The sequence below is a fragment of the Pseudomonas sp. PB3P13 genome (assembly GCF_054897735.1).
Genome location: NZ_CM142702.1, coordinates 4,240,558 through 4,259,656, shown reverse-complemented (window position 1 = coordinate 4,259,656; position 19,099 = coordinate 4,240,558). Strand labels below are relative to the sequence as shown.

At 57.6% G+C, this 19,099-nt stretch carries 15 protein-coding genes and 1 pseudogene; 6 read left to right on the top strand and 10 right to left on the bottom strand.

Going from position 1 to position 19,099, the window contains the following annotated elements; genetic code table 11:
* The first annotated feature begins 337 nt into the window (after positions 1-337).
* Together ACYZT1_RS19595 and ACYZT1_RS19590 are read left to right on the top strand one after the other, a co-directional pair.
* Positions 338-1,444, top strand: coding sequence for a GGDEF domain-containing protein (locus ACYZT1_RS19595; protein WP_462016297.1), 1,107 nt, complete (start codon positions 338-340; stop codon positions 1,442-1,444).
* On the top strand, positions 1,437-2,372 hold the full coding sequence (locus ACYZT1_RS19590; RefSeq protein WP_462016296.1) for an iron-sulfur-binding ferredoxin reductase: 936 nt from the start codon (positions 1,437-1,439) through the stop codon (positions 2,370-2,372). Before ACYZT1_RS19595 ends, ACYZT1_RS19590 begins: the two co-directional genes overlap by 8 nt.
* Before the next feature lie 71 nt (positions 2,373-2,443).
* Here ACYZT1_RS19590 and ACYZT1_RS19585 read toward each other — a convergent pair whose 3' ends face one another.
* The gene (locus ACYZT1_RS19585; protein ID WP_462016295.1) at positions 2,444-3,742 is read right to left on the bottom strand and encodes an NHL repeat-containing protein; all 1,299 of its coding nucleotides are present in this window, start codon (positions 3,740-3,742) and stop codon (positions 2,444-2,446) included.
* 240 nt (positions 3,743-3,982) lie between these two features.
* Entirely contained in the window at positions 3,983-5,434 is a 1,452-nt protein-coding gene (gene pyk / locus ACYZT1_RS19580; protein WP_462016294.1) for a pyruvate kinase, read from the bottom strand.
* A 157-nt stretch (positions 5,435-5,591) separates the two neighbouring features.
* Between pyk and ACYZT1_RS19575 the strand changes: the two genes are divergently transcribed.
* Both ACYZT1_RS19575 and ACYZT1_RS19570 read left to right on the top strand, forming a co-directional pair.
* Positions 5,592-5,966 (top strand): tetratricopeptide repeat protein, encoded by a 375-nt coding sequence (locus ACYZT1_RS19575; RefSeq protein WP_462016293.1) that lies wholly within the window; start codon positions 5,592-5,594, stop codon positions 5,964-5,966.
* 238 nt (positions 5,967-6,204) lie between these two features.
* Positions 6,205-6,564 carry a PilZ domain-containing protein gene (locus ACYZT1_RS19570; protein WP_462016292.1) on the top strand — a complete coding sequence of 120 codons (360 nt, stop codon included), beginning with the start codon at positions 6,205-6,207 and terminating at the stop codon, positions 6,562-6,564.
* Between the two features lie 262 nt (positions 6,565-6,826).
* Here ACYZT1_RS19570 and ACYZT1_RS19565 read toward each other — a convergent pair whose 3' ends face one another.
* The 4 genes from ACYZT1_RS19565 to ACYZT1_RS19550 all read right to left on the bottom strand — a co-directional run bounded on the left by ACYZT1_RS19565 (position 6,827) and on the right by ACYZT1_RS19550 (position 12,121).
* The gene (locus ACYZT1_RS19565) at positions 6,827-8,158 is read right to left on the bottom strand and encodes a DUF58 domain-containing protein (protein WP_462016291.1); all 1,332 of its coding nucleotides are present in this window, start codon (positions 8,156-8,158) and stop codon (positions 6,827-6,829) included.
* Positions 8,155-9,156 (bottom strand): AAA family ATPase, encoded by a 1,002-nt coding sequence (locus tag ACYZT1_RS19560; RefSeq protein WP_462016290.1) that lies wholly within the window; start codon positions 9,154-9,156, stop codon positions 8,155-8,157. The genes ACYZT1_RS19565 and ACYZT1_RS19560 overlap by 4 nt, the downstream gene beginning before the upstream one ends.
* Before the next feature lie 321 nt (positions 9,157-9,477).
* A complete protein-coding gene (locus ACYZT1_RS19555; RefSeq protein WP_462016289.1) occupies positions 9,478-10,236 on the bottom strand; it encodes a bestrophin-like domain in 759 nt (252 codons plus the stop codon).
* 292 nt (positions 10,237-10,528) lie between these two features.
* Positions 10,529-12,121 (bottom strand): GMC family oxidoreductase, encoded by a 1,593-nt coding sequence (locus tag ACYZT1_RS19550; RefSeq protein WP_462016288.1) that lies wholly within the window; start codon positions 12,119-12,121, stop codon positions 10,529-10,531.
* A 119-nt stretch (positions 12,122-12,240) separates the two neighbouring features.
* On the opposite strand from ACYZT1_RS19550, the gene ACYZT1_RS19545 reads away from it, so the two are divergent.
* Positions 12,241-13,260, top strand: a complete 1,020-nt coding sequence (locus ACYZT1_RS19545; RefSeq protein ID WP_462016287.1) for an AraC family transcriptional regulator — start codon at positions 12,241-12,243, stop codon at positions 13,258-13,260.
* Between the two features lie 300 nt (positions 13,261-13,560).
* Here ACYZT1_RS19545 and ACYZT1_RS19540 read toward each other — a convergent pair whose 3' ends face one another.
* Together ACYZT1_RS19540 and ACYZT1_RS19535 are read right to left on the bottom strand one after the other, a co-directional pair.
* Positions 13,561-14,238, bottom strand: a complete 678-nt coding sequence (locus tag ACYZT1_RS19540; protein ID WP_462016286.1) for a DUF3313 domain-containing protein — start codon at positions 14,236-14,238, stop codon at positions 13,561-13,563.
* 44 nt (positions 14,239-14,282) lie between these two features.
* Entirely contained in the window at positions 14,283-15,551 is a 1,269-nt protein-coding gene (locus tag ACYZT1_RS19535) for an OmpP1/FadL family transporter (RefSeq protein WP_462016285.1), read from the bottom strand.
* Positions 15,552-15,772: 221 nt separating this feature from the next.
* Here ACYZT1_RS19535 and ACYZT1_RS19530 point away from each other — a divergent pair.
* Positions 15,773-16,126 (top strand): annotated as a pseudogene (locus tag ACYZT1_RS19530) (transporter); the annotation flags it as partial.
* A gap of 63 nt (positions 16,127-16,189) precedes the next feature.
* Here ACYZT1_RS19530 and ACYZT1_RS19525 read toward each other — a convergent pair.
* Both ACYZT1_RS19525 and ACYZT1_RS19520 read right to left on the bottom strand, forming a co-directional pair.
* The gene (locus ACYZT1_RS19525; protein ID WP_462016284.1) at positions 16,190-17,197 is read right to left on the bottom strand and encodes an HAD family hydrolase; all 1,008 of its coding nucleotides are present in this window, start codon (positions 17,195-17,197) and stop codon (positions 16,190-16,192) included.
* A gap of 55 nt (positions 17,198-17,252) precedes the next feature.
* Entirely contained in the window at positions 17,253-18,911 is a 1,659-nt protein-coding gene (locus tag ACYZT1_RS19520) for an arylsulfatase (RefSeq protein ID WP_462016283.1), read from the bottom strand.
* Positions 18,912-19,099 lie beyond the last annotated feature (188 nt).

Below are 19,099 nucleotides of genomic sequence, written 5' to 3'. Positions count from 1 at the left end.
CGTGTGGAGCGCTTTGGACTTGCCGCTTGAAGCTTGAAACTTGAAGCTGACCCTCTGGGTCACAAGTCGCGCCGGGCATGCTGGCGCGACGCTAAAAAGGCGCGGCAGTATAGCGCGGGTCGCCGGCGTAAACACGCGCCGGCAGTCAATCGTTGGTCGCCTGCACGAACCCGGCAGCTGGTGCACAGAGGTGCCGTCAGCAAAAACGGGTCATCGCTTTGACGTCAGTTTTTCTCCCCAAAAATTCAATGGTCATTTACCCGACTGGCCACTAAAGTGGCATTCGGTCTGTAGAACAGGACGCTCTTTCAGCCTTTTTCGCACGGTGAGTCAACGATTGACCCATAACGCAATTCAACGCCTTTTGCTCAAACGCTTCGCCCTCGCAGCCGGCACCTATGCTCTGGCCCTGCTGCTGCTGTGGCTGGCGTTTTTCACGGGCCATTACGATGAGCCGCTGGCCAATGTGGCCGTCGGCAGCGCCCTGGTGGTCATCAGCCAGGCGACGCTGTTCGTGCTTTTTTACGGCGGCTGGAACTTGCGTTTTCCCGATCCCAGCCTGACCGAGCCGCAGGTTTTGCTCGGGATTGGCTGGCAAACCTGGCTGATCGCAAACCTCGATGAGGCGCGTGGTGCGTTTCTGGTGTTCTACCTGCTGATTCTGCTGTTCGGGTTGTTTCACCTGACCCGCCGCGCATTCGTGCGATGCGCACTCCTGGTGTTTTTCAGTTTTTGCGCGATCACCCTGTGGGAAGGCTATCACTTTGAGCTGACCGACCCGGCGCTGTCGGCGTTGCAAGTAAGCGTATTGCTGATCGTGCTGATCTGGCTCGAACTCTACGCCCGTTATGTCCAGGCCTCGCGGCTACGCATGCGCCAGCGTCGCTTCGCTTTGCAGGCGCATCAGGACACCTTGCGCGGCATGATGCGCCAGCTCGAAGACCTGGTTGCTACGGACGAATTGACCGGGCTGTTCAACCGCCGGCATTTCCTGCGCCTGGCCTCCCGTGAACTCAGCGCCATGGAATCCGGCGCAGTCCACGGCCTGGCGTTGATCGACCTTGACCATTTCAAACGCATCAACGATGTGCACGGCCACGCCGCTGGCGATCAGGTGCTGCAAGCGTTTGCCGGCGTCGCCACGGCGTGCTTGCGCGAGGGTGACGTGCTGGCCCGTTACGGCGGTGAAGAATTCGTCTTGCTGTTGCCCGATTGCGATCCCGAGCGTTTGACCGCGTGTTGCGAGCGGCTGCGCATTGCATTCACCGATGTCGAGTTGGTCGGTCTTGATGTCGCTCACCTCAGTTTGTCCGCAGGCATGACGCTGCTGGAGCTTGGCGACGATCTCGACGACGCCTTGCAGCGCGCCGATCAGGCGCTTTATCGGGCCAAGCGTGACGGTCGTAACCGTTGTGCCGCGGCCTGGGAAAACGTCGATGCCTGAGGTGCGGGTCGGCGATCGCCGATGGTCGGAAGCGCCTGGCAGCAATCTGCTGGATGCCTTGAATCGCAATGGTGTCACCATCCCTTACAGCTGTCGCGCCGGCAGTTGTCATGCATGTCTGGTGCAATGCGTGCAGGGTTTGCCCAGCGACAGTCGGCCCGACGCCCTGAGCGCAGAGCAGCGGGCGCAGGGCTGGCGGCTGGCGTGCCAGTGCCAGATCGTCGAGGATTTGCAGGTGCACGCCTTCGATCCCCAACAGGACGGTCACCCGGCAGAAGTCGCTGCGGTCGACTGGTTGAGCAGCAACGTTTTGCGTTTGCGCCTGACGCCACAACGGCCGTTGCGCTACAGCGCCGGACAGCATCTTGTGTTGTGGGCCAGCAACGTGGCGCGGCCTTATTCCCTCGCGAGCCTGCCGGAAGAAGACCGCTTTCTGGAATTTCACCTCGACTGTCGTCACTCGGGTGAATTCAGTGACGCCGCACGTCGGTTACAGATTGGCGATACGCTGCGTCTGGGCGAATTGCGCGGCGGCGCGTTGCATTACGACGCCGACTGGCACTCCCGGCCGCTGTGGCTGCTGGGCGCCGGCACCGGGCTGGCTCCGTTGTTTGGCGTGTTACGCGAAGCCCTGCGGCAGGATCATCAAGGTGACATCCGCATCATTCACCTCGCCCATGAGGCCGACGAGCATTATCTGGCCAAACCTCTGCAAGCCCTGGCCGCCAGCCGCCCGAACCTGAGTGTCGAGCTATGGACGCCGCCCGGGTTGCCCGAGGCTTTGGCGCAACTGCGGCTTGTGTCGCGGCAAACCCAGGCCCTGCTCTGCGGGTCACCCGCCAGTGTCGAAGCCTTCGCCCGACGCCTGTACCTGGCGGGGCTGCCGCGCAATCAACTGCTGGCCGATGTGTTCCTACCGCGCGGTTGAGCGCTGGAAACCAAAAAGCCCCGCCATTCACATGGCGGGGCTTGGTTTTTCAAGCAACTGAATTGCTACGGTTAGCCGCCATTCAGAAGGCGGATGACGATCGCAGCGTCGCTGAAGATGCCGGGAAGGTTGTCGCCTACCAGCAGTATTTTTTTATCGGCCTGCAGAGTCATTCCGTTGGCGACGGGTGTGTGCCCGGTAACCTCGGTAATGGAATAGCCCTGGCCTTTACCAAAGCCTGGATCGCGCTGCCCATCCATTTGGTATTTTGCGGTCACGAAACTTGGTTCAATACCAGCGAAGATTCTGCCCGCAGCGATGATCTTGTCGTCGTCGATGGCTACGCTTGAAAATATGACTTGGCGAGGAGAATCAAAACTTTCCTCAATGCGCTCGCCTTTATTAAATGTCGGATCCTTTAGCCCCGTCTTTGTGTAAAGCGACAGCAAACCCAGACGCGGGGAAAATCCGAAACCGACAGCTACTGTCCGGCCATCTGGCAGAACTTTAAGACCATCATATTGAATGCTCGGTCCGACTTCTGTTATGTACCCTACTTCATTTAAGCTTCGGTCAATGCTCCCATCCATGTGGAAGCGCGCGACCAGTGCATCGCGGCCCACCCATCCACATACGGTGATGCCTGTATCGTGCACGTCAATACCGTTGAACGAGTGGCGGACAGCGAGCACGCTGGAAAGAGTTGCATGCCCTTTGTCCCCGAATGTCGGGATCAAGGTGCCCTTGAGGTCGTAACAAGAAACTACGCCGACGACAACTCCAAGCTTCGGATCAATACCACTGGTCATGAGATAGATCTTGCCGTCACTCAAACAAACACTGCTATTGGGTGACGTAGCGAACTGATTTGCGTCTGCCGCTACTGACTGCTGCGGGCCAGGCTCAAAGGGGGATGTTAGAAAAACAAGTCCACCGTCGCCGAAATCAGTCTTCAGCTCGCCGTTATCGGTTAAACCCATCAAGACATGGGCTTCCGTCACCGTACCTAGTCCACGGGGATAGTAACCCAAACATACAATCATCCAATTTTCGCCCTGATCAGTCACAAAAAACATCTGCATGGGCCGTCTGGACAGATTTTCCTTAATTATCTTTACATGCCGGGTGCCGTATTCGCCGAATCCGAAGTCGAGTGTTCCATCGGGCAAGAGTCGAGTAACGCTAACATGTTCGCTTGCCTGAGTATTTTTCTCCCAACTGGTGCCGGCGATATAGCTATTTCCGTCGGGGCCTTCTGCTACGAATTGTCCGTGGGTGATTTCGAAATTGGCTAATTTAAGTACCAGTGCCCCATCGTTAGCGAATGTCGGATCACGATCACCTGGACCAGCTGTGAGAGAGGTGTTCATTTTTGGTTCCTTCGATAAAACAACGGTTGAGCCCCGGGCGCGGTTCATGAAGGACTGTTTCTGTCGGATACAGCGCACCGTGACGGCTGAGATCTGGCGCGAGGCCAACCGTATTAAGCGAGGGGCGCAAAAGGCTGTCTACTGTCACATCTGACAGGTGGTACCTAACTGGCTGATCTAAAAAGTAAAAAAAACCCGCCATTCACATGGCGGGGCTTGGTTGTTTCAGAAACCGATCAGTCAGACCTGCGGGTCACCCACATGCAGGATCTTCATCCCGTTGGTGCCGCCGGTGGTGTGATAGCTGTCGCCCTTGGTCAGGATGACCCAGTCACCTTTCTCGACAACGCCCAGCTTGACCAGCTCGTCGATCGCCTTTTGGCTGACTTCGTGCGGTTTCAGCGACGCAGGATCGAACGGTACGGTGTACACACCGCGAAACATCGCCGCGCGCGCCTGGGTCTCGCGGTGTGGCGAGAACGCGTAGATCGGCACCGACGAGCGGATGCGCGACATGATCAGCGGCGTGTAGCCACTCTCGGTCAAAGCGATGATCGCCTTGACACCCGGGAAGTGGTTGGCGGTGTACATGGTCGCCAGCGCGATGCTCTCGTCGCAGCGGGTAAACTCCTTGCCGATACGGTGGCTGGAGGTTTTGCCGGTGGGGTGCTTTTCCGCACCGATGCAGATGCGGGCCATGGCTTGCACCGCTTCCAGCGGGTACAAACCGGCGGCGGATTCGGCGGACAGCATCACTGCGTCGGTGTAGTCGAGCACGGCGTTGGCCACGTCGGACACTTCGGCGCGTGTCGGCATCGGGTTCTGGATCATCGACTCCATCATCTGGGTCGCGACGATCACGGCTTTGTTGTGGCGGCGTGCATGCAGAATGATTTTCTTCTGAATGCCCACCAGCTCGGCGTCGCCAATTTCCACTCCGAGGTCACCACGGGCAACCATCACCGCGTCGGAAGCCTTGATCAGGCCGTCGAGGGTTTCGTCGTCGGCCACGGCTTCGGCGCGTTCGATTTTCGCCACCAGCCAGGCAGTACCGCCGGCCTCGTCACGCAGCTTGCGCGCGTATTCCATGTCGGCCGCGTCACGCGGGAAGGATACGGCGAGGTAGTCGACTTCCATTTCGGCAGCCAGCTTGATGTCGGCCTTGTCTTTCTCGGTCAGGGCCGGTGCGGTCAGACCGCCGCCGCGACGGTTGATGCCTTTGTGATCCGACAGCGGGCCGCCGATGGTCACGGTGCAATGCAGTGCATCGGCAGTTTGGGTCTCAACGCGCATCACCACACGACCGTCGTCGAGCAGCAACTCGTCGCCCACGCCGCAATCCTTGACCAGATCCGGGTAGTCGATGCCGACCACTTGCTGGTTGCCTTCGGTCAGAGGATGGCTGGTGGAGAAAGTGAAGTGATCCCCGATCTTCAGCTCGATTTTCTTGTTGGCGAATTTGGCGATACGGATTTTCGGGCCTTGCAGGTCACCCAGCAGGGCGACGAAGCGCCCGTGCTTGGCCGCGAGGTCCCGCACCAGCTTCGCGCGAGCCTTGTGCTCGTCAGGGGTGCCGTGGGAAAAGTTCAGGCGGGCGACGTCCAGGCCAGCCAGAATCAGCTGTTCGAGAACTTCCGGCGAGTTACTGGCCGGGCCAAGGGTAGCGACGATTTTGGTACGACGGACGGACATGCAAAGACTCCTGAGTTCAAGCGCAGAGTGAGGCTACTATGCTCTGGGGGTGTAGTCATTGTTCGTTTGCACTACTTATTCGTTTATATCTTTGAATGAACATTCCTGAAGATTTTCGCCGAAGGGTCGATACAGAGCTCAAGACAGGAGAACCCCCATGCGATTCATGCTCATAGCCATGCTTGCCCTCAGTGTTGTGGGCTGCACCCGTTTTTCGATGAATCATCATTTGAATAATGCCTACAGCGCTTATGAGCGTGGCAATTGCGAGCAGGTGACACTCGAATTGTCCAAGGTCGAACGCGCCAGCCGCGCGCGGCCTTATGTGTGGCCGGAAGTGTCGATGTTGCGCGGTTTGTGCCTGGAACGGCAAAAACTGTTTGTCGACGCGGCGCAGACTTACCAGTTCATCCTCGCGTCATACCCGCAAAGCGAATACGCCTACCGCGCCCGAGCCCGCCTGGAAACTTTGCAGTCGCTGGGTCATTACCCGTTGCGCAGTGCGGCGGTGGTGCGGCCGACACGCTTTTGATTGCAGTTGCCATGCAACGGCCGGCTCACCCGCGACAGTGAGCTATAGTCGAGTAGACCGGTGTCAGGGCCTGTGCCTCTATACCGAGGCAACACCTGTGATCGGCGTGATTGAGCGATAGCGGTTTCATGGACTGTCGCAGCGGGATCGGGGAGAGCGTGCACCGCCTATCAAACGGCTGGCCCGTTCCGAAGCATTGGTGCGGCTCTGTTTCAGGGCCTTGCGTAGCGAATTCAGCATGTACACTGACCGCCGAATCGAGCGGCATCAACTGCCGTATTTTCTGAAAGTGTTCAACAGCGTCACCGGCAAACCGATAGGCTTTCTGGGCAACGTCTCTGAAGACGGGCTGATGCTCATCAGTCAGTTGCCGATGATGATCGGCGCTGATTTTGATCTGCGTCTGCTAATCCCCATGGCCGACGGCTGCGAGCAGGTGATCGACCTCAAGGCGTGTTGTTTGTGGTGTCATGAAGATGCAACCCCTCAGCACTACGACGCCGGGTTCAGCCTGCTACGGGCGCCGCCGGAGTACGGGGATCTGGTGGAGGCATTGAAGGTGTACTTCAGTTTTCAACCGTGGCCGGCGTCGGCTTGAGGGTTGCGGCTGAACGCAGGTTTAGTCGACAGGGAGGACAAGGAACCGCTGCGCACGGCCATCATGGAATTCAGGGATGGGGATCACCTGACTTCATGACACTTGTGCACATCCTTATCCGCCCGGGCGACTAAACCCGATCACTGGAGTTCAGCGACGCGGATCAAGTTACGGGGTGGGCAGAGGGCACACAAGCCGGCGCATTCCGGCTGATCTGTAGTCTGTTGCGCAAGATGATGTAGTCACTTGCCATCCGGGCTTCTCAAGAAGCTCCGTCACGCTTCAGAGCAAGGTAGTGCGTGACCAGCTTACTCCCCAATTCCTCTGGTTTGGCATCGACGACCGACACACCCTGAACGCTCAATCGCTCATGGGATTGCGCCCGTGAATTCAAATAATCCACAGTTGCGCAGTAGGTCAGCGCTTCCTGCACGGTTTGTACGGGCGCCTGACGCAGGGTGTCGAGCACACCTTCCCTGAGGCTCGCGACCAATACCCGATGCTGCTTGCTCAAGCGCTTGACCGCGGTGAGCAATTCCTCATTGTCTTCATCCCGCAGGTTGGTTACCAACACCACCAGCGCCCGGCGCTTCTGGCGGGCCAACAGGTGCATTGCGGCGGTTGGGTAGTCAGCGCTGCGCTGGCTGCTGTTCAGGTCGTGGACGGTGTTGAGCAAGACGTTAAGTTGGGCGGCACCTTTGACCGGGGCGAGGTAACGAGGGTGGTCGCTGGCAAACGTGTACAGGCCCACCGCGTCGCCCTGGCGCAGCGCCACGTAGCTCAACAACAGACAGGCATTGAGCGCGTGATCGAAATGCGCCAATTCGCCATCCTGACTGCGCATGCGGCGACCGCAATCGAGCATGAACATGATCTGCTGGTCGCGCTCGTCCTGGTACTCCCGCGCGATCGGCGCACGTTGGCGCGCGGTGGCTTTCCAGTCGATCTGGCGCAGGCTGTCACCTTCGCGAAATTCCCGTAGCTGATGGAATTCCAGGCCCAGGCCGCGTCGTTGCCGCTGACGCACGCCGAGCTGGCTGAGCCAGTTATCCACCGCCAGCAATTGGCCGCCGTACAGGCGGGCGAAGTCGGGGTAGACGCGAGTGCTGTCGGGCACGCTCAGCAGGCGTTTGTCGGACCACAGGCCCATCGGGCTGGGCAGGTGCACTTCGCAATATTCAAAGCTGAAGTGACCGCGCTTGAGCGCGCGCAGGCGATAACCGAGTTGGCTGCGTTGGCCGGGATGCAGCTCGACCGACAGGGGAAGGTTCTCGAAACTCAAGCCGTCGGGCACGTGGTCGAATAGTCGAATCGTCTGTGGTTGGGCGAAGTCATGTTCAATGTTCATGCGCACTTCGCCCAAACGACCGAGCGCCAGGCTACCGGGGATGTGTCGTTTCACCCGCGGCGATGGCAGGCGTTTGAGGCGGACAGCATCGAATATCGCCAGGGCTGGCAGCGCCAGCAACAATCCCCAGTTGATCGACAACAGTGTTGATGGAACAGCGATTTCCAGCGCCCGCAATGCGCCCGTCACAATGCCGATGGCCAGCAGCACGGCTAGCCAGATCAATAGCAGGCGCGAGGGTTTCACAAACGCGGTGCCGGTACTTGAGCGAGCAGTTGTTGCAATACCTGATCAACCTCCAGCCCTTCAATATCCAGCTCCGGTGCAATGCGCACACGATGGCGCAGCACCGCCAGTGCACAGCCTTTTATGTCATCCGGTATTACGAATTCACCACCGCGCAGCAAGGCCCGCGCCCGTGCGCAGCGCACCAGTGCAATGGAGGCCCGCGGGCCGGCGCCGAGGGTCAGGCCGGGCCAGGTGCGAGTGGAGCGGGCGAGACGGACGGCATAATCGAGGATCTGATCGTCCAGTGGCAAATCGCTGGCGATGCGCTGCAAAGCCAGCACGTCCTTGGCTTGCAACACCGTGCGCAGCGGTTGCACGTCGAGCATGTCGGCGCGGGTGGAGCGGCTGACCTGGCGCACCATATCCAGCTCTTGTTCGGCGTCGGGGTAGTCCATGCGCACCTTGAGCATGAAGCGATCCAGCTCGGCTTCCGGCAGGGGATAAGTGCCCTCCTGTTCAATGGGGTTTTGTGTCGCGAGCACCATGAACGGCTGCACGATCGGCAGCGCGCGGCCTTCGAGGGTGACCTGGCGTTCCTGCATGGCTTCGAGCAGCGCTGCCTGGGTTTTCGCCGGGGCGCGGTTGATCTCGTCCGCGAGCAAAAGGTTAGTGAATACCGGGCCTTTGCGGAGTTTGAATTGCTCGGTCTGCAGGTCGTACACCGCGTGCCCGGTGACATCGCTGGGCATCAGGTCCGGGGTGAACTGGATACGCGCGAACTCACCACCGAAGCAGCGGGCCAGGGCGCGCACCAACAATGTCTTGCCCAGCCCCGGCACGCCTTCGAGCAGCACATGGCCACCGGCAATCAGTGCGGTGAGCACGTCTTCGATCACTGTGTTCTGGCCGATTAGCGCTTTCTGCAATTGCGCCCTGACGGCCTGTGCCAACTGACTGGCACGCTGACGTTGTTGCGCCGCGTGGCTCGGTACGCCGGGCTCGATCTGTTCGCTCATCTGCTCCGGAGTTTTACTAACCGTTACATGTTTTTTATCTTCCATTAATCAGTCACTTACCTACATTAACTTTTTCAGGATTTTTTACGCATGGAGTCAGCGAGTGCTGCCAATTAGCCTCATTGCGGCCCGTTGGCAACCCCTAAAGGAGTATCTCTGATATGGAGGTTATGCCATGACGGCCGCGCGTGTGGACCGGCAGCTTTCGACTCGCTCCCCTAGTCACCCCGAAAAAGGAATATTCGCGTGTCAAAGCTCCGAGTATAGCGAGGTCTTCGGCCAGGTGAATTTGAAACACTGTCCGATCCGTCCTTCACTAATCTACCATCGGACTATCTCGGTCAAAGCTTGGCGCATAGGCTCGGCGGAGACATGGACGAGGCCGGAGAAGGGCGAGTCCAGCTCCAGGATCATGGTGATTCCTCCCGAAACCGCAATCGAACAAAGGCAGAAAACGGCGATCGTGGTGGCATTGCGAGGAGCGAACAAGCCGAAGCTTGAGAAAACGAAGCCAAGCCAAAAGATCAGCAGAGCCAGGAATGGCATCGGAATGTCGCTGCCACGTTGTTCTGCCAGCAGCCAACGCGCCTGCAATAAGTCGTCCGAAAGTGTGAGTGCCTGCGAGCGCAGCCAGCGCTGTCTCGGATCAATCGGAGCGAGCATTAGAATCGATTCTTGTATCGCCTCCATCATCCGGACAGTCGCTTCGCTTGATTGAAAAGGTTCCCCAGCCACCGGGAACAACTCCTGCATTTTTGCACTGGCGTAGGTGCGCAACTCGGCGCGCACACCGTCTGCCTCTGGTCCGTAACGTTGCATCAAGCGGTTGATGCGGACGATGTCGACGGCAATCTTGGACACTTCACTGGAACGTGATGAAAATGAACTGTTTGCCGTTGAAATCATCAAGCCGATCACCAACGCCGAAAGCGTGCCGACAATCGCCGCCGAAACAGAAATCGCATTTCGCGACTCATTACTGAGGTGATGCTCTGGCAACGATCGCGCAGCAACGATGCCGATCAGAGCGCCACCGAAGATAGATATGAAGGCGATCAATCCAATAGTGAAATGGTTCATGAGACAAAAGTGCGCATCGCATCACCTTGGCATTCATGCCGTCGTCGGGAAGGTTGGTGCCGTATCGAGCAAAGTCCTTTAAATTACGATGCGAGCGCCGAACTCAAATCGTTTTGTTGCATTGGTAAAGATAGGGATTCGCGCCTCGCCTTCAATGAATCGTTTTGTGTCCGTCTTCTTCACGATCTCAACGTTCAGAAGGTTAGACAATGTTGGGCGTTTCCACACAGCATGGATTCAAAGCAGCCGCTCGCGAAGTGCAACACAGGCGGCCCCAGTAATGAAATGACCATCAGGAGCGTCCGTTCGCGGACAGCCAGTCGGCGGCCCGTTCGGCAATCATGATGGAAGCGGCATTGGTGTTACCGCCAATCAGTGTTGGCATGATGGAGGCATCCACCACACGCAGTCCCTCAATCCCATGCACACGCAATTGGCTGTCCACCACCGCATGCTCGTCGATTCCCATTTTGCAGGTGCCAACCGGGTGGTAGATGGTGTCGGTGCGCTGGCGCAACAGTTCGATCAGTTTTTCATCACCGTAAATTCCTTCGCTGTGCATATCCCTTAGACCGTAACGTGCCATTGGGGCTTGCTGAATAATCTCCCGGGTCATTCGGTATCCAGTGAGCAACGTCTCCACATCGTCGTCATGTCCTAGAATGTTGGGGTCGATGCGCGGTGGGGCGCTCGGGTCATTCGATTGCAAGCCGACGCTGCCGATGCTCTTGGGGCGTAACACACAGACATGGCAACTGAAACCGTGTCCCCAGTGTAGCTTGCGGTTGTGATCGTCGATCATCGCGATCACTGAGTGCAGCTGAATATCGGGACGGGCAAAGCCGGGATTGGTTTTCAGGAATGCGCCGCTTTCGGCGAAGTTACTGACGAAGGGGCCGCGTCGATGGCGGGCATAGTCGAGCAGTGCCTTGCCCATCTTCGCCCCGCCGCGTAGGGAGATCCCCATCAAGGACGTATCGTGGCTCTTGTAGCGGAGCACGACATCCGGATGATCTTGCAGGTTCTGTCCGACGCCGGGTAGTTCGTGACGGACAGGAATGCCCTGAGGCTTGAGTTCCGCTTGCGGGCCAATCCCCGAGAGCATCAACAAATGCGGACTACCAAAGCACCCGGCGCTGAGAAGTACTTCCTGGCGAGCCTTGATGATCTGACGGTTACCCTTGATGTGCAGCTCTACGCCGACGGCCTTCTTGCCTTCCAGCACGACGCGCTCGGCGGCGACCGAAGTCAGGACGGTGAGATTATTGCGGGTATGTCGAATGGGTTTGAGGAACGCGGTTGCGGTGCTCCAGCGCCGACCGTCGCGGATAGTCACGTCGAACTGTCCGACGCCTTCCTGGTCGATGCCGTTGAAGTCGAGATTATGGCGGTGTCCGGCCATCTGTCCCGCCTCGATAAAGGCTTGGGTGACGGGGTGCATCGGGTTTTTGCCGACATAAAGCTCGCCGTCCGCTCCGTGATAGTCGCAGGCTCCGCGGTAGTTCATTTCACTCTTGCGAAAGTACGGCAGTACATCGGAGAACGACCATCCCGGATTGCCCAGGGCCTGCCAGTCGTCAAAGTCACTGTGATGTCCACGGATATAAACCATGCCGTTGATTGAACTGCTGCCTCCCAGCGCCTTGCCGCGAGGTTGATAGCCACGACGTCCGTTCAGGCCAGGCTGGGGTACTGTCTGGAACGCCCAATTGACATGTCGACTCGGCACAATCGCCGCGACGCCCACGGGTGCGTGGATCAATGGCGAGCGGTCTTCCGGCCCGGCCTCCAGCAAACATACGGTGACACTGGGATTTGCACTCAGGCGATTAGCCAGGACGCAGCCGGCTGAGCCGGCGCCGATAATTACGTAGTCGAATTCCATCACAGATTGATCCCGAGCGAGCAAGTAGGGGCTGCTTCGTCACGAAGCAGTGTGGGAGGTGCCGGGATGGATTGTTAACGCGTATGCAGAGGGAGTTATTGACCTCCCATGACATTTATTTGATCTTTGATGACATGACCTCTTTAATCCGAACAACGTCATTCACCGGATTCCGTGAAGTGACGAGCCAGCTCGGCGGGCAAGCTGACCTCATGCTTGAACGCTTCCGCATCAGCCCGGACTTGCTGATGGACGAGGACGCACGCGTGCCGTTACGCTCGTTGGTAGGGCTACTGGAGTTTGCCGCGCGAGAGCTGGAGTGCCCCGATTTTGGTCTGCGCATGGCCGAGTATCAGGACTTGCACATTCTCGGACCGATTGCGGTGATTGCCCGAACGTGCGCCACGGCGGGAGAGGCTTTGTCGCAAATCATCCGTTTTATCGGTTACCACAGCCCGGGCATCCAGCTGGATCTGGACATGTCAGAGGCACAGGCCCCGCGTTTGGTGATCGATATCCGGCTGTCCGGACCGAGCCCGCGACGGCAAATGGAGGAGCTGGCGATGGGGATGGCGCATAACGGCATGAAGTTGCTGTATGGCCCCGATTTCGTTGCCCAGTACGTTCTTTTTTCCGGCCATCATTCATTCGCGCAGGCACGTTACCGCCGCTATTTCAAAACCACGGTGTACAGCGGCCAATCCTGCAACGCCCTGGTGCTGCGCGAGGAACAATTGAATCAGCGCATGGAGCAGCAGGCCCCCTATCTGCATCATGCACTGGAGCAGTATTTCGACCAGTTCGGTTTGCAGGGGGCATCGGACGTCGTCAATCAAGTCGAGCGCCTGGTCCTGCGCATGATGCCGATACAACGTTGCCGTTTACCTTTGATTGCCGAGCAACTCGGCATGCATGTGCGCATGTTGCAAAGAAGGCTTGCCGAGCAGGGCAGAAGTTTTGATGAAGTGGTCGAGACGCTCCGGCGCGACCGTGCCAACCACTATCTGGCGGAGAGACACATGCCGATGTCCCAGGTTGCCGGCCTTCTCGGCTATAGCGAACAGAGCGTGTTCAATCGCGCGTGTCAGCGCTGGTTTTCCATGACGCCGGGAGCAAGGCGTCGCCAATTGCTCGAATGAAAACCGGGTCAAGGCTTTATCCGCCTTGCGGTACCACCCGGGCATCATTACCCGAGCCCTGGATATAGACGTTGATGCCTTTACTCAAGGAGGGATTGATCGGTTGGGTACCCCTACATACGCAGTGGTCTGAGCATTGACAGTTGCGCATGCACTCAGCATCAACGAACTGGCAATGAGCCCGGCAGCGATAACGGCATTTGCAGTCTTGCGAGTCGAAGCGATGGAGAGGCCAGTATGGATTGCCCTCGCGTTGAGGTTTATTCAACCGCCAACCAGGGTTGGCGTTTGAGATAGGCTTCAGTTGCGGATGAACGCCCAGAGATCGGCATTCAACTTATCGATCGCGACCTTGAAGTCTTGCGTGGTGATCTTCTGGCTGTCGTTCGACAGTTGGCTGCCAAATACCTTGCGTACGACTTTGGCCACGGTTTGATTGGTGCTTGCGTCGATAAACTCGGCTTCGATGAAGAGGTTAGTGTCCTGGTCCCGGTGGCCGGTGGCGGCCTGCGTTGCCCCTACCACCGCTGCAATTGGCACCACTTCATACCATTTCATGCCTTCATTGGAGGCGCTCACCCCGGTGATCGCTGCACGCAGGATCAGCGGTTTTGTCCCGGCCGGTGCAGCAGATGTATCAGACACTACCCGGTATTTTTGACCCAGCACGCCTTTGGCCTTGCTGGTCATGTAGGTTTGCAATTCGTCCAGCGTCTGTTGGTTAACCCGCTCGTTGGGTTTGGGTGCCGGATAGAGTTCGAGCTTGTTGAACACTACCGTGTCATACGCATTCGGGTTCCAGGACGGGCTCACCCAACGCATGGCTTTCTCGCCACTGGTGGTCGTGACTTCTCCCAGGTTGTTGTAGTTGCTCAGGAAGCCGGAGTACTGATTTTGTTCGGTGACCTTCGACGTACAACCACTGAGTAACAGACTGGCCAGTGTCGCGCTGACGAGCAGGTTTCGGGACAGTTTCATCGTGGTGGTGCTCCTAGGGGGTAGTCTTTTTCATTGGCAGAAGATCAGAATCGCCAGGTCATGTTTCCGGTCAGGGCTTGTATCCAGGCATTGTCGAACTCACCGGAAATTCGATTGCCCGAGAGGGTCTTGGTCTGGTCCACCGGTTGATCGCCAAGCCAGGCCAATACCCAACTGACGTTGACGTCGGTGTCCTTGTTCAGCGCGTAGGTAGCTCCTGTTGCAAAACGCCAGGACTCGCCCATGGGCACCGTGACCGTGCGGTTCTGATCCGACACGGCGCTGCTGTCGTAGGCCACGCCGAAGTTCCACAACAGTTGGCTGGTGGCCTGAAATTGCGCGCCGAGGGAGAGATGCCAGGTGTCCTTGAAGCCGGCGTCGACCGTTCTTGACTGAGCACCGAACGCCGTGGTGTCGACCTGAACGGCGATATCGCCGAACTCGGACCAGTCTTGCCAGTTCACTGAAGCAAGCAAGGCCCACCGCGGATCCAGCTGCTTGAACAGGCTGAGGGTGAGCGTCTGAGGTACCTTCATGTCGAGTTCGGTTTTGGTGTCGTTGACGCGCTCCAGTAGACGTCCGTCGCCTTTCACATCCAGCCGGTCTTCGAAATCCAGGTCCACCTGACTGGTGTAAGCCAGACCGATGCGGGTTCCCGATTGCGGAGCGTAGATCACTCCGACGTTGGCGCCATAGCCCCAGGTGCCGTCCTTGTATTTGAACTGGCCGTCGCTACGGTCAGTGAAGCCGAAAGGGGATCGGTCGATAGCGGTTTGCGCTTGCAACATGCCGTACATGGCCTTGACACCCACACCAACCGACCATTGCTCGTTGAAGCGATATGCCACGCTGGGCACCAGTGACAAACCGAGCAGACTGGAGTTCTGGGCAAAGTAGCGCCCTGACCAGTCATTGTCGTAATTCACCGCGAGACCGAAATCGCCGTACTGACCGAAGCCGACGCTCCAATGCTCGTCCAGCTCATGGCTGATAAAGAAACTGGCGCCGGGCATGGGATCGAGTGCATTACCACTGCCGCTGCCTGGCACGTTGGTCTGTGCATCGCGATCGAATGTAAGGTTGCCGTAGAGCACTTGTAGACCGCCAGTGATCTGGGTGCCGGGCAGGTAGCTCATGCCCGCCGGATTGCTGGCAATGGTCGAAGGACCCTGGGCGCGAGCGGCGGCACCGGCGTTGGCCAGACCGGTATTGTCCGTGCCGATTTCGTACAGCAGGATGCCGCCAGCCCACGCTTGCGGACAGCACAACGCCAGCAGCGTAAGCGTTGGCAGGGCAGATATTCTGGTTTGCATGATTAACCTCGGCATCTACGCATTTCGAATTGGCAGAGCGGGCGGCCACCTGTCCCGAAGTTGTAAATGGCCGCACCCGCACCCTCTTAAAGTCGAACTGGCAATCATCGAGAAAACTTCAACTACGCTGAACGGGTCTGGTTCGTTCGCTTGCGATCCAACATAAGTGGTAGTCCATAACTCAATAACGAGAAGGAGCTACTGATGAAAAACTCCCTGTCGTTGCACTTAAACAAAGCAATGGCTGGACCCGCGGCATCCTGGCCAATCACATCTGGTCGCTGGAAAACAGCCCGCCCGACGACAAAGACAAAATCAATCAAACTTTCATGCAACCCTTCTTCAGCTACACCACCCATACCTATACAACCTACGGCATCAACACTGAATCCACTTACGACTGGCAGACCCGGGAATGGTCAGTTCCGATCAACTTGTTCGTCACCCAGTTGTTCAAGGTCGGGCATCAACCCATGAGCCTTCAAGCGGGGCCGCGCTACTGGGTCGAAAGCCCGAAAGACGGCGCTGAAGGCTGGGGGTTTCGGGTCGCATTTACGCTGTTGTTTCCCAAGTAGTTCAGGCCTCGTTATCTGCACGGTTTTGTCCTGTGTAATAACCGTCAGCCGAAACCGCGTTGTTTACGGCGCCGCCGTATCAAACGGGTAGATTTGCCGCCACTCTTTCGCCATGTCCACCACTGTCCAGTTCTGCGCTGCGGCCTGATCGAGCGCCTTGTCCAACTTGCCGATTTTGGAGTTGCGGTCATACGCCCATTCACGCTGTGCATCGGTGTGATGCACCAGTCCCATGAAGCGCTTACCGTCGCCTGCCGCAGTCCATTGCAGCATTTGCAGATCTCCGTCGGAGTTTCCGAAAGCCATTATCGGGCGTCGACCAATCACCGCATCGATACTGACCGGTTTGCCTGGGCCGTCGTCGTTATGGGCCAGTTTCGGCATGCGCATGATGACCGGCTTACCGTTGTTGTATTGATACTCACCGGTGAAGGTCGTACCAATGACCTGCTCGGGTGGAATGCCATAGACCTCTTCAGTCCAGGCGCGCATGAACTCGACCTCGCCGCCGGACACGATGTAAGTCTTGAAACCGTTGGCTCGCAAATAGGCGAGCAATTCCAGCATTGGCTGATAGACCATTTCGGTGTAGGGCTTGTGGGTTTTGGGATGTACGGCCTTGGCCAACCATGCTCGAACATTGGTCAAAAACGCATGTGTACTAACCTGGGTATGGGTCGCTCCGATGATCTTCAGTAGCCCATCCATGCCGCTGTCGGCCAGGGTCTTTTGATCGTTGTCGAGCACCGCTTTGAAGGGTTGCTGCTGTTTCCATTCCGGATGCTGCGGCGCCAGGCGATGAACCTCCTCCAGGGCGAACAGCATTTGGAAGTACATGGGCTGTTCGCTCCACAGCGTTCCGTCATTATCGAAAACCGCAATCCGTTCCGCCGGCTTCACAAAGTCTGTAGTACCGTCGGTGGTCACTGCCTGAACAAATTCAACAATCGCTGTTTTTGAAGGACCGTCATTCCAGGCTGGCAACGGCTCAGCCGCTTGCAACCACAGCGGCCAAAACAAGAACAGCCAGAACCAGCGCACTGCGGGCCGAGCCAACATGATGTCGCTCATGGATTCACTCCTGTGTCGGCGGCCTCACACGAGGCCACCACGTTTCACTGAAGTGTCAATTACCGTTCGGCATCGACAGGTTGATACCTTCTTTTTTCAGGCTTTCCCGTACGCTTTCAAATTTCTGGTACTGGGACAGTAGGACTGGCCCGTCATAACCCATGCTTTGCAATTTGCGCGGCGGGTAATCGACGTAGGTCTTCATCAGTTTCATGATTGCGGCGCTGATCGGTACGACCGACCAGGTGTGCTCGGTGAAGTTGGTCATGAAAATGTCGTAGCGTTCCTGCGGGTCTTGCAGCAGGTCGAACACTTGCGGAATGGTTGCCACATAACTGGTCGGCCCTTTCCAGCCCAGGTTGGTATCCACAGCCAGTCCCCCTGTCTGGGCACCGTTGTCGCCGCGCAAGTTGAACACCGCCTTGAATTGATTCACCCGGGCAGCGCCTGGCGATAGTTCGTTCTCGGTGAAGTAGAACCACTCTCTACGCGGGGAGGGCGCAGCGCCGGTCAGCACAGAGGTCATGTCGTAACTGTCGAATATGATCGGCTGACCTTCCCGATCTTTCTCGGGTAACTTGACACCTGCCACAGAAGCAAACGTTGCCATCAAATCCAGGCCACCGATGATTTCATGGTTTTTTACACCCGGCTTGATCTTGCCTGGCCAGATGGCAATCGCCGGGACCCGATTGCCGCCTTCGCGCACGGTGCCCTTGGTTCCGCGAAACGGCGTATAGCCCGCATCCGGGTAGACATCCTGCCAGGCACCGTTGTCGGTCGTGTAGACCACCAAGGTGTTCTTATCCAGACCGAGCGCCTTGAGCTTGTCCATGATGCGTCCGATGTGGGTATCCAGTTCCACCACCGAGTCTGCGTATTTGGACTTGGAGATGGATTTGTGAACGAACTCCGGTGCCGGCATGTTCGGCTGGTGCACTTTCATGAAGTTGACGTTGATGAAGAAGGGCTTGTTGGACTTGGCCGCCGTGTCGAGAAACTCTAGCGCGGCTTTCTCGACATAGTTGTCAAAAAACGGGATACCGACGACGCCCGGTTTACCATCGACAACGGGTGTGTCGACGTACTGACCATTGACCTTGAATTCCTCGACCGGTTTTTCGCCCGCCTTGCCGGACAGCGCACCTTGGGTCACTTTGACAAACATCGCGCGAGTTTCCGCGTCCATGTCCGGGAACCAGGTGGGGTCTGCGTAGGTGTAGGCATTGAGGTGGTAGAGACCGACGTATTTCATGACGTCGTATCCCTGGGCATTGGGAAGTGAATATTCAGCTTCACCCAAGTGCCATTTACCGGTGAAGTAAGTGTCGTATCCACCCGTTTTGAGCACCGAAGCGAGTGTCCATTCAGCGGCCGGCAAACCACCGCCTTGCCCTTGGAATGCAACGGTGGTCATGCCGCTGCGGTTCGGGATTCGCCCGGTCTGCATGGCGGCGCGCCCAGGTGTGCAACTGGGCTGGGCATAGAATGAATAAAACGTCATACCTTCGGCAGCCAGCTCATCAATTCTTGGCGTGGGCATGCCACGACCCACACCTCCGCCGTAGGGACCGAGGTCACCGTAACCGGTATCGTCGGAGACGATAAACAGGATGTTGGGTTTTTCGGTCTGGGCCGCATGGGTGATGCCATTCAGCGATAGCAATGCCGCCAATGCGATCGACAGCTTGAAGTGGTTCGTCAGATTTTCCATACCAGGGTTTCCTCGTTGTTTCAGGGTGTCGGCGGCTGGGTGATCAGTGCACACAACAATGACCCATGGGTGCATTTACCACCGGGAAATTAGCCTCGATACGGTACAAAATCGCTTTCCCTAGGTTACATGACGATGTACAGGTTCAGGCCCAGGGCAGAGTTTAGTGTGGTTTGAAAAAAGTGAAG

What these genes read in the sequence shown, in the direction of transcription:
- ACYZT1_RS19590 (WP_462016296.1), top strand. Translation starts at nt 1,437, where the DNA reads ATGCCTGAGGTGCGGGTCGGCGATCGCCGATGGTCGGAAGCGCCTGGC.
- ACYZT1_RS19585 (WP_462016295.1), bottom strand. Translation starts at nt 3,742, where the DNA reads ATGAACACCTCTCTCACAGCTGGTCCAGGTGATCGTGATCCGACATTC.
- pyk (WP_462016294.1), bottom strand. Translation starts at nt 5,434, where the DNA reads ATGTCCGTCCGTCGTACCAAAATCGTCGCTACCCTTGGCCCGGCCAGT.
- ACYZT1_RS19575 (WP_462016293.1), top strand. Translation starts at nt 5,592, where the DNA reads ATGCGATTCATGCTCATAGCCATGCTTGCCCTCAGTGTTGTGGGCTGC.
- ACYZT1_RS19570 (WP_462016292.1), top strand. Translation starts at nt 6,205, where the DNA reads ATGTACACTGACCGCCGAATCGAGCGGCATCAACTGCCGTATTTTCTG.
- ACYZT1_RS19560 (WP_462016290.1), bottom strand. Translation starts at nt 9,156, where the DNA reads ATGAGCGAACAGATCGAGCCCGGCGTACCGAGCCACGCGGCGCAACAA.
- ACYZT1_RS19555 (WP_462016289.1), bottom strand. Translation starts at nt 10,236, where the DNA reads ATGAACCATTTCACTATTGGATTGATCGCCTTCATATCTATCTTCGGT.
- ACYZT1_RS19550 (WP_462016288.1), bottom strand. Translation starts at nt 12,121, where the DNA reads ATGGAATTCGACTACGTAATTATCGGCGCCGGCTCAGCCGGCTGCGTC.
- ACYZT1_RS19540 (WP_462016286.1), bottom strand. Translation starts at nt 14,238, where the DNA reads ATGAAACTGTCCCGAAACCTGCTCGTCAGCGCGACACTGGCCAGTCTG.
- ACYZT1_RS19535 (WP_462016285.1), bottom strand. Translation starts at nt 15,551, where the DNA reads ATGCAAACCAGAATATCTGCCCTGCCAACGCTTACGCTGCTGGCGTTG.
- ACYZT1_RS19525 (WP_462016284.1), bottom strand. Translation starts at nt 17,197, where the DNA reads ATGAGCGACATCATGTTGGCTCGGCCCGCAGTGCGCTGGTTCTGGCTG.
- ACYZT1_RS19520 (WP_462016283.1), bottom strand. Translation starts at nt 18,911, where the DNA reads ATGGAAAATCTGACGAACCACTTCAAGCTGTCGATCGCATTGGCGGCA.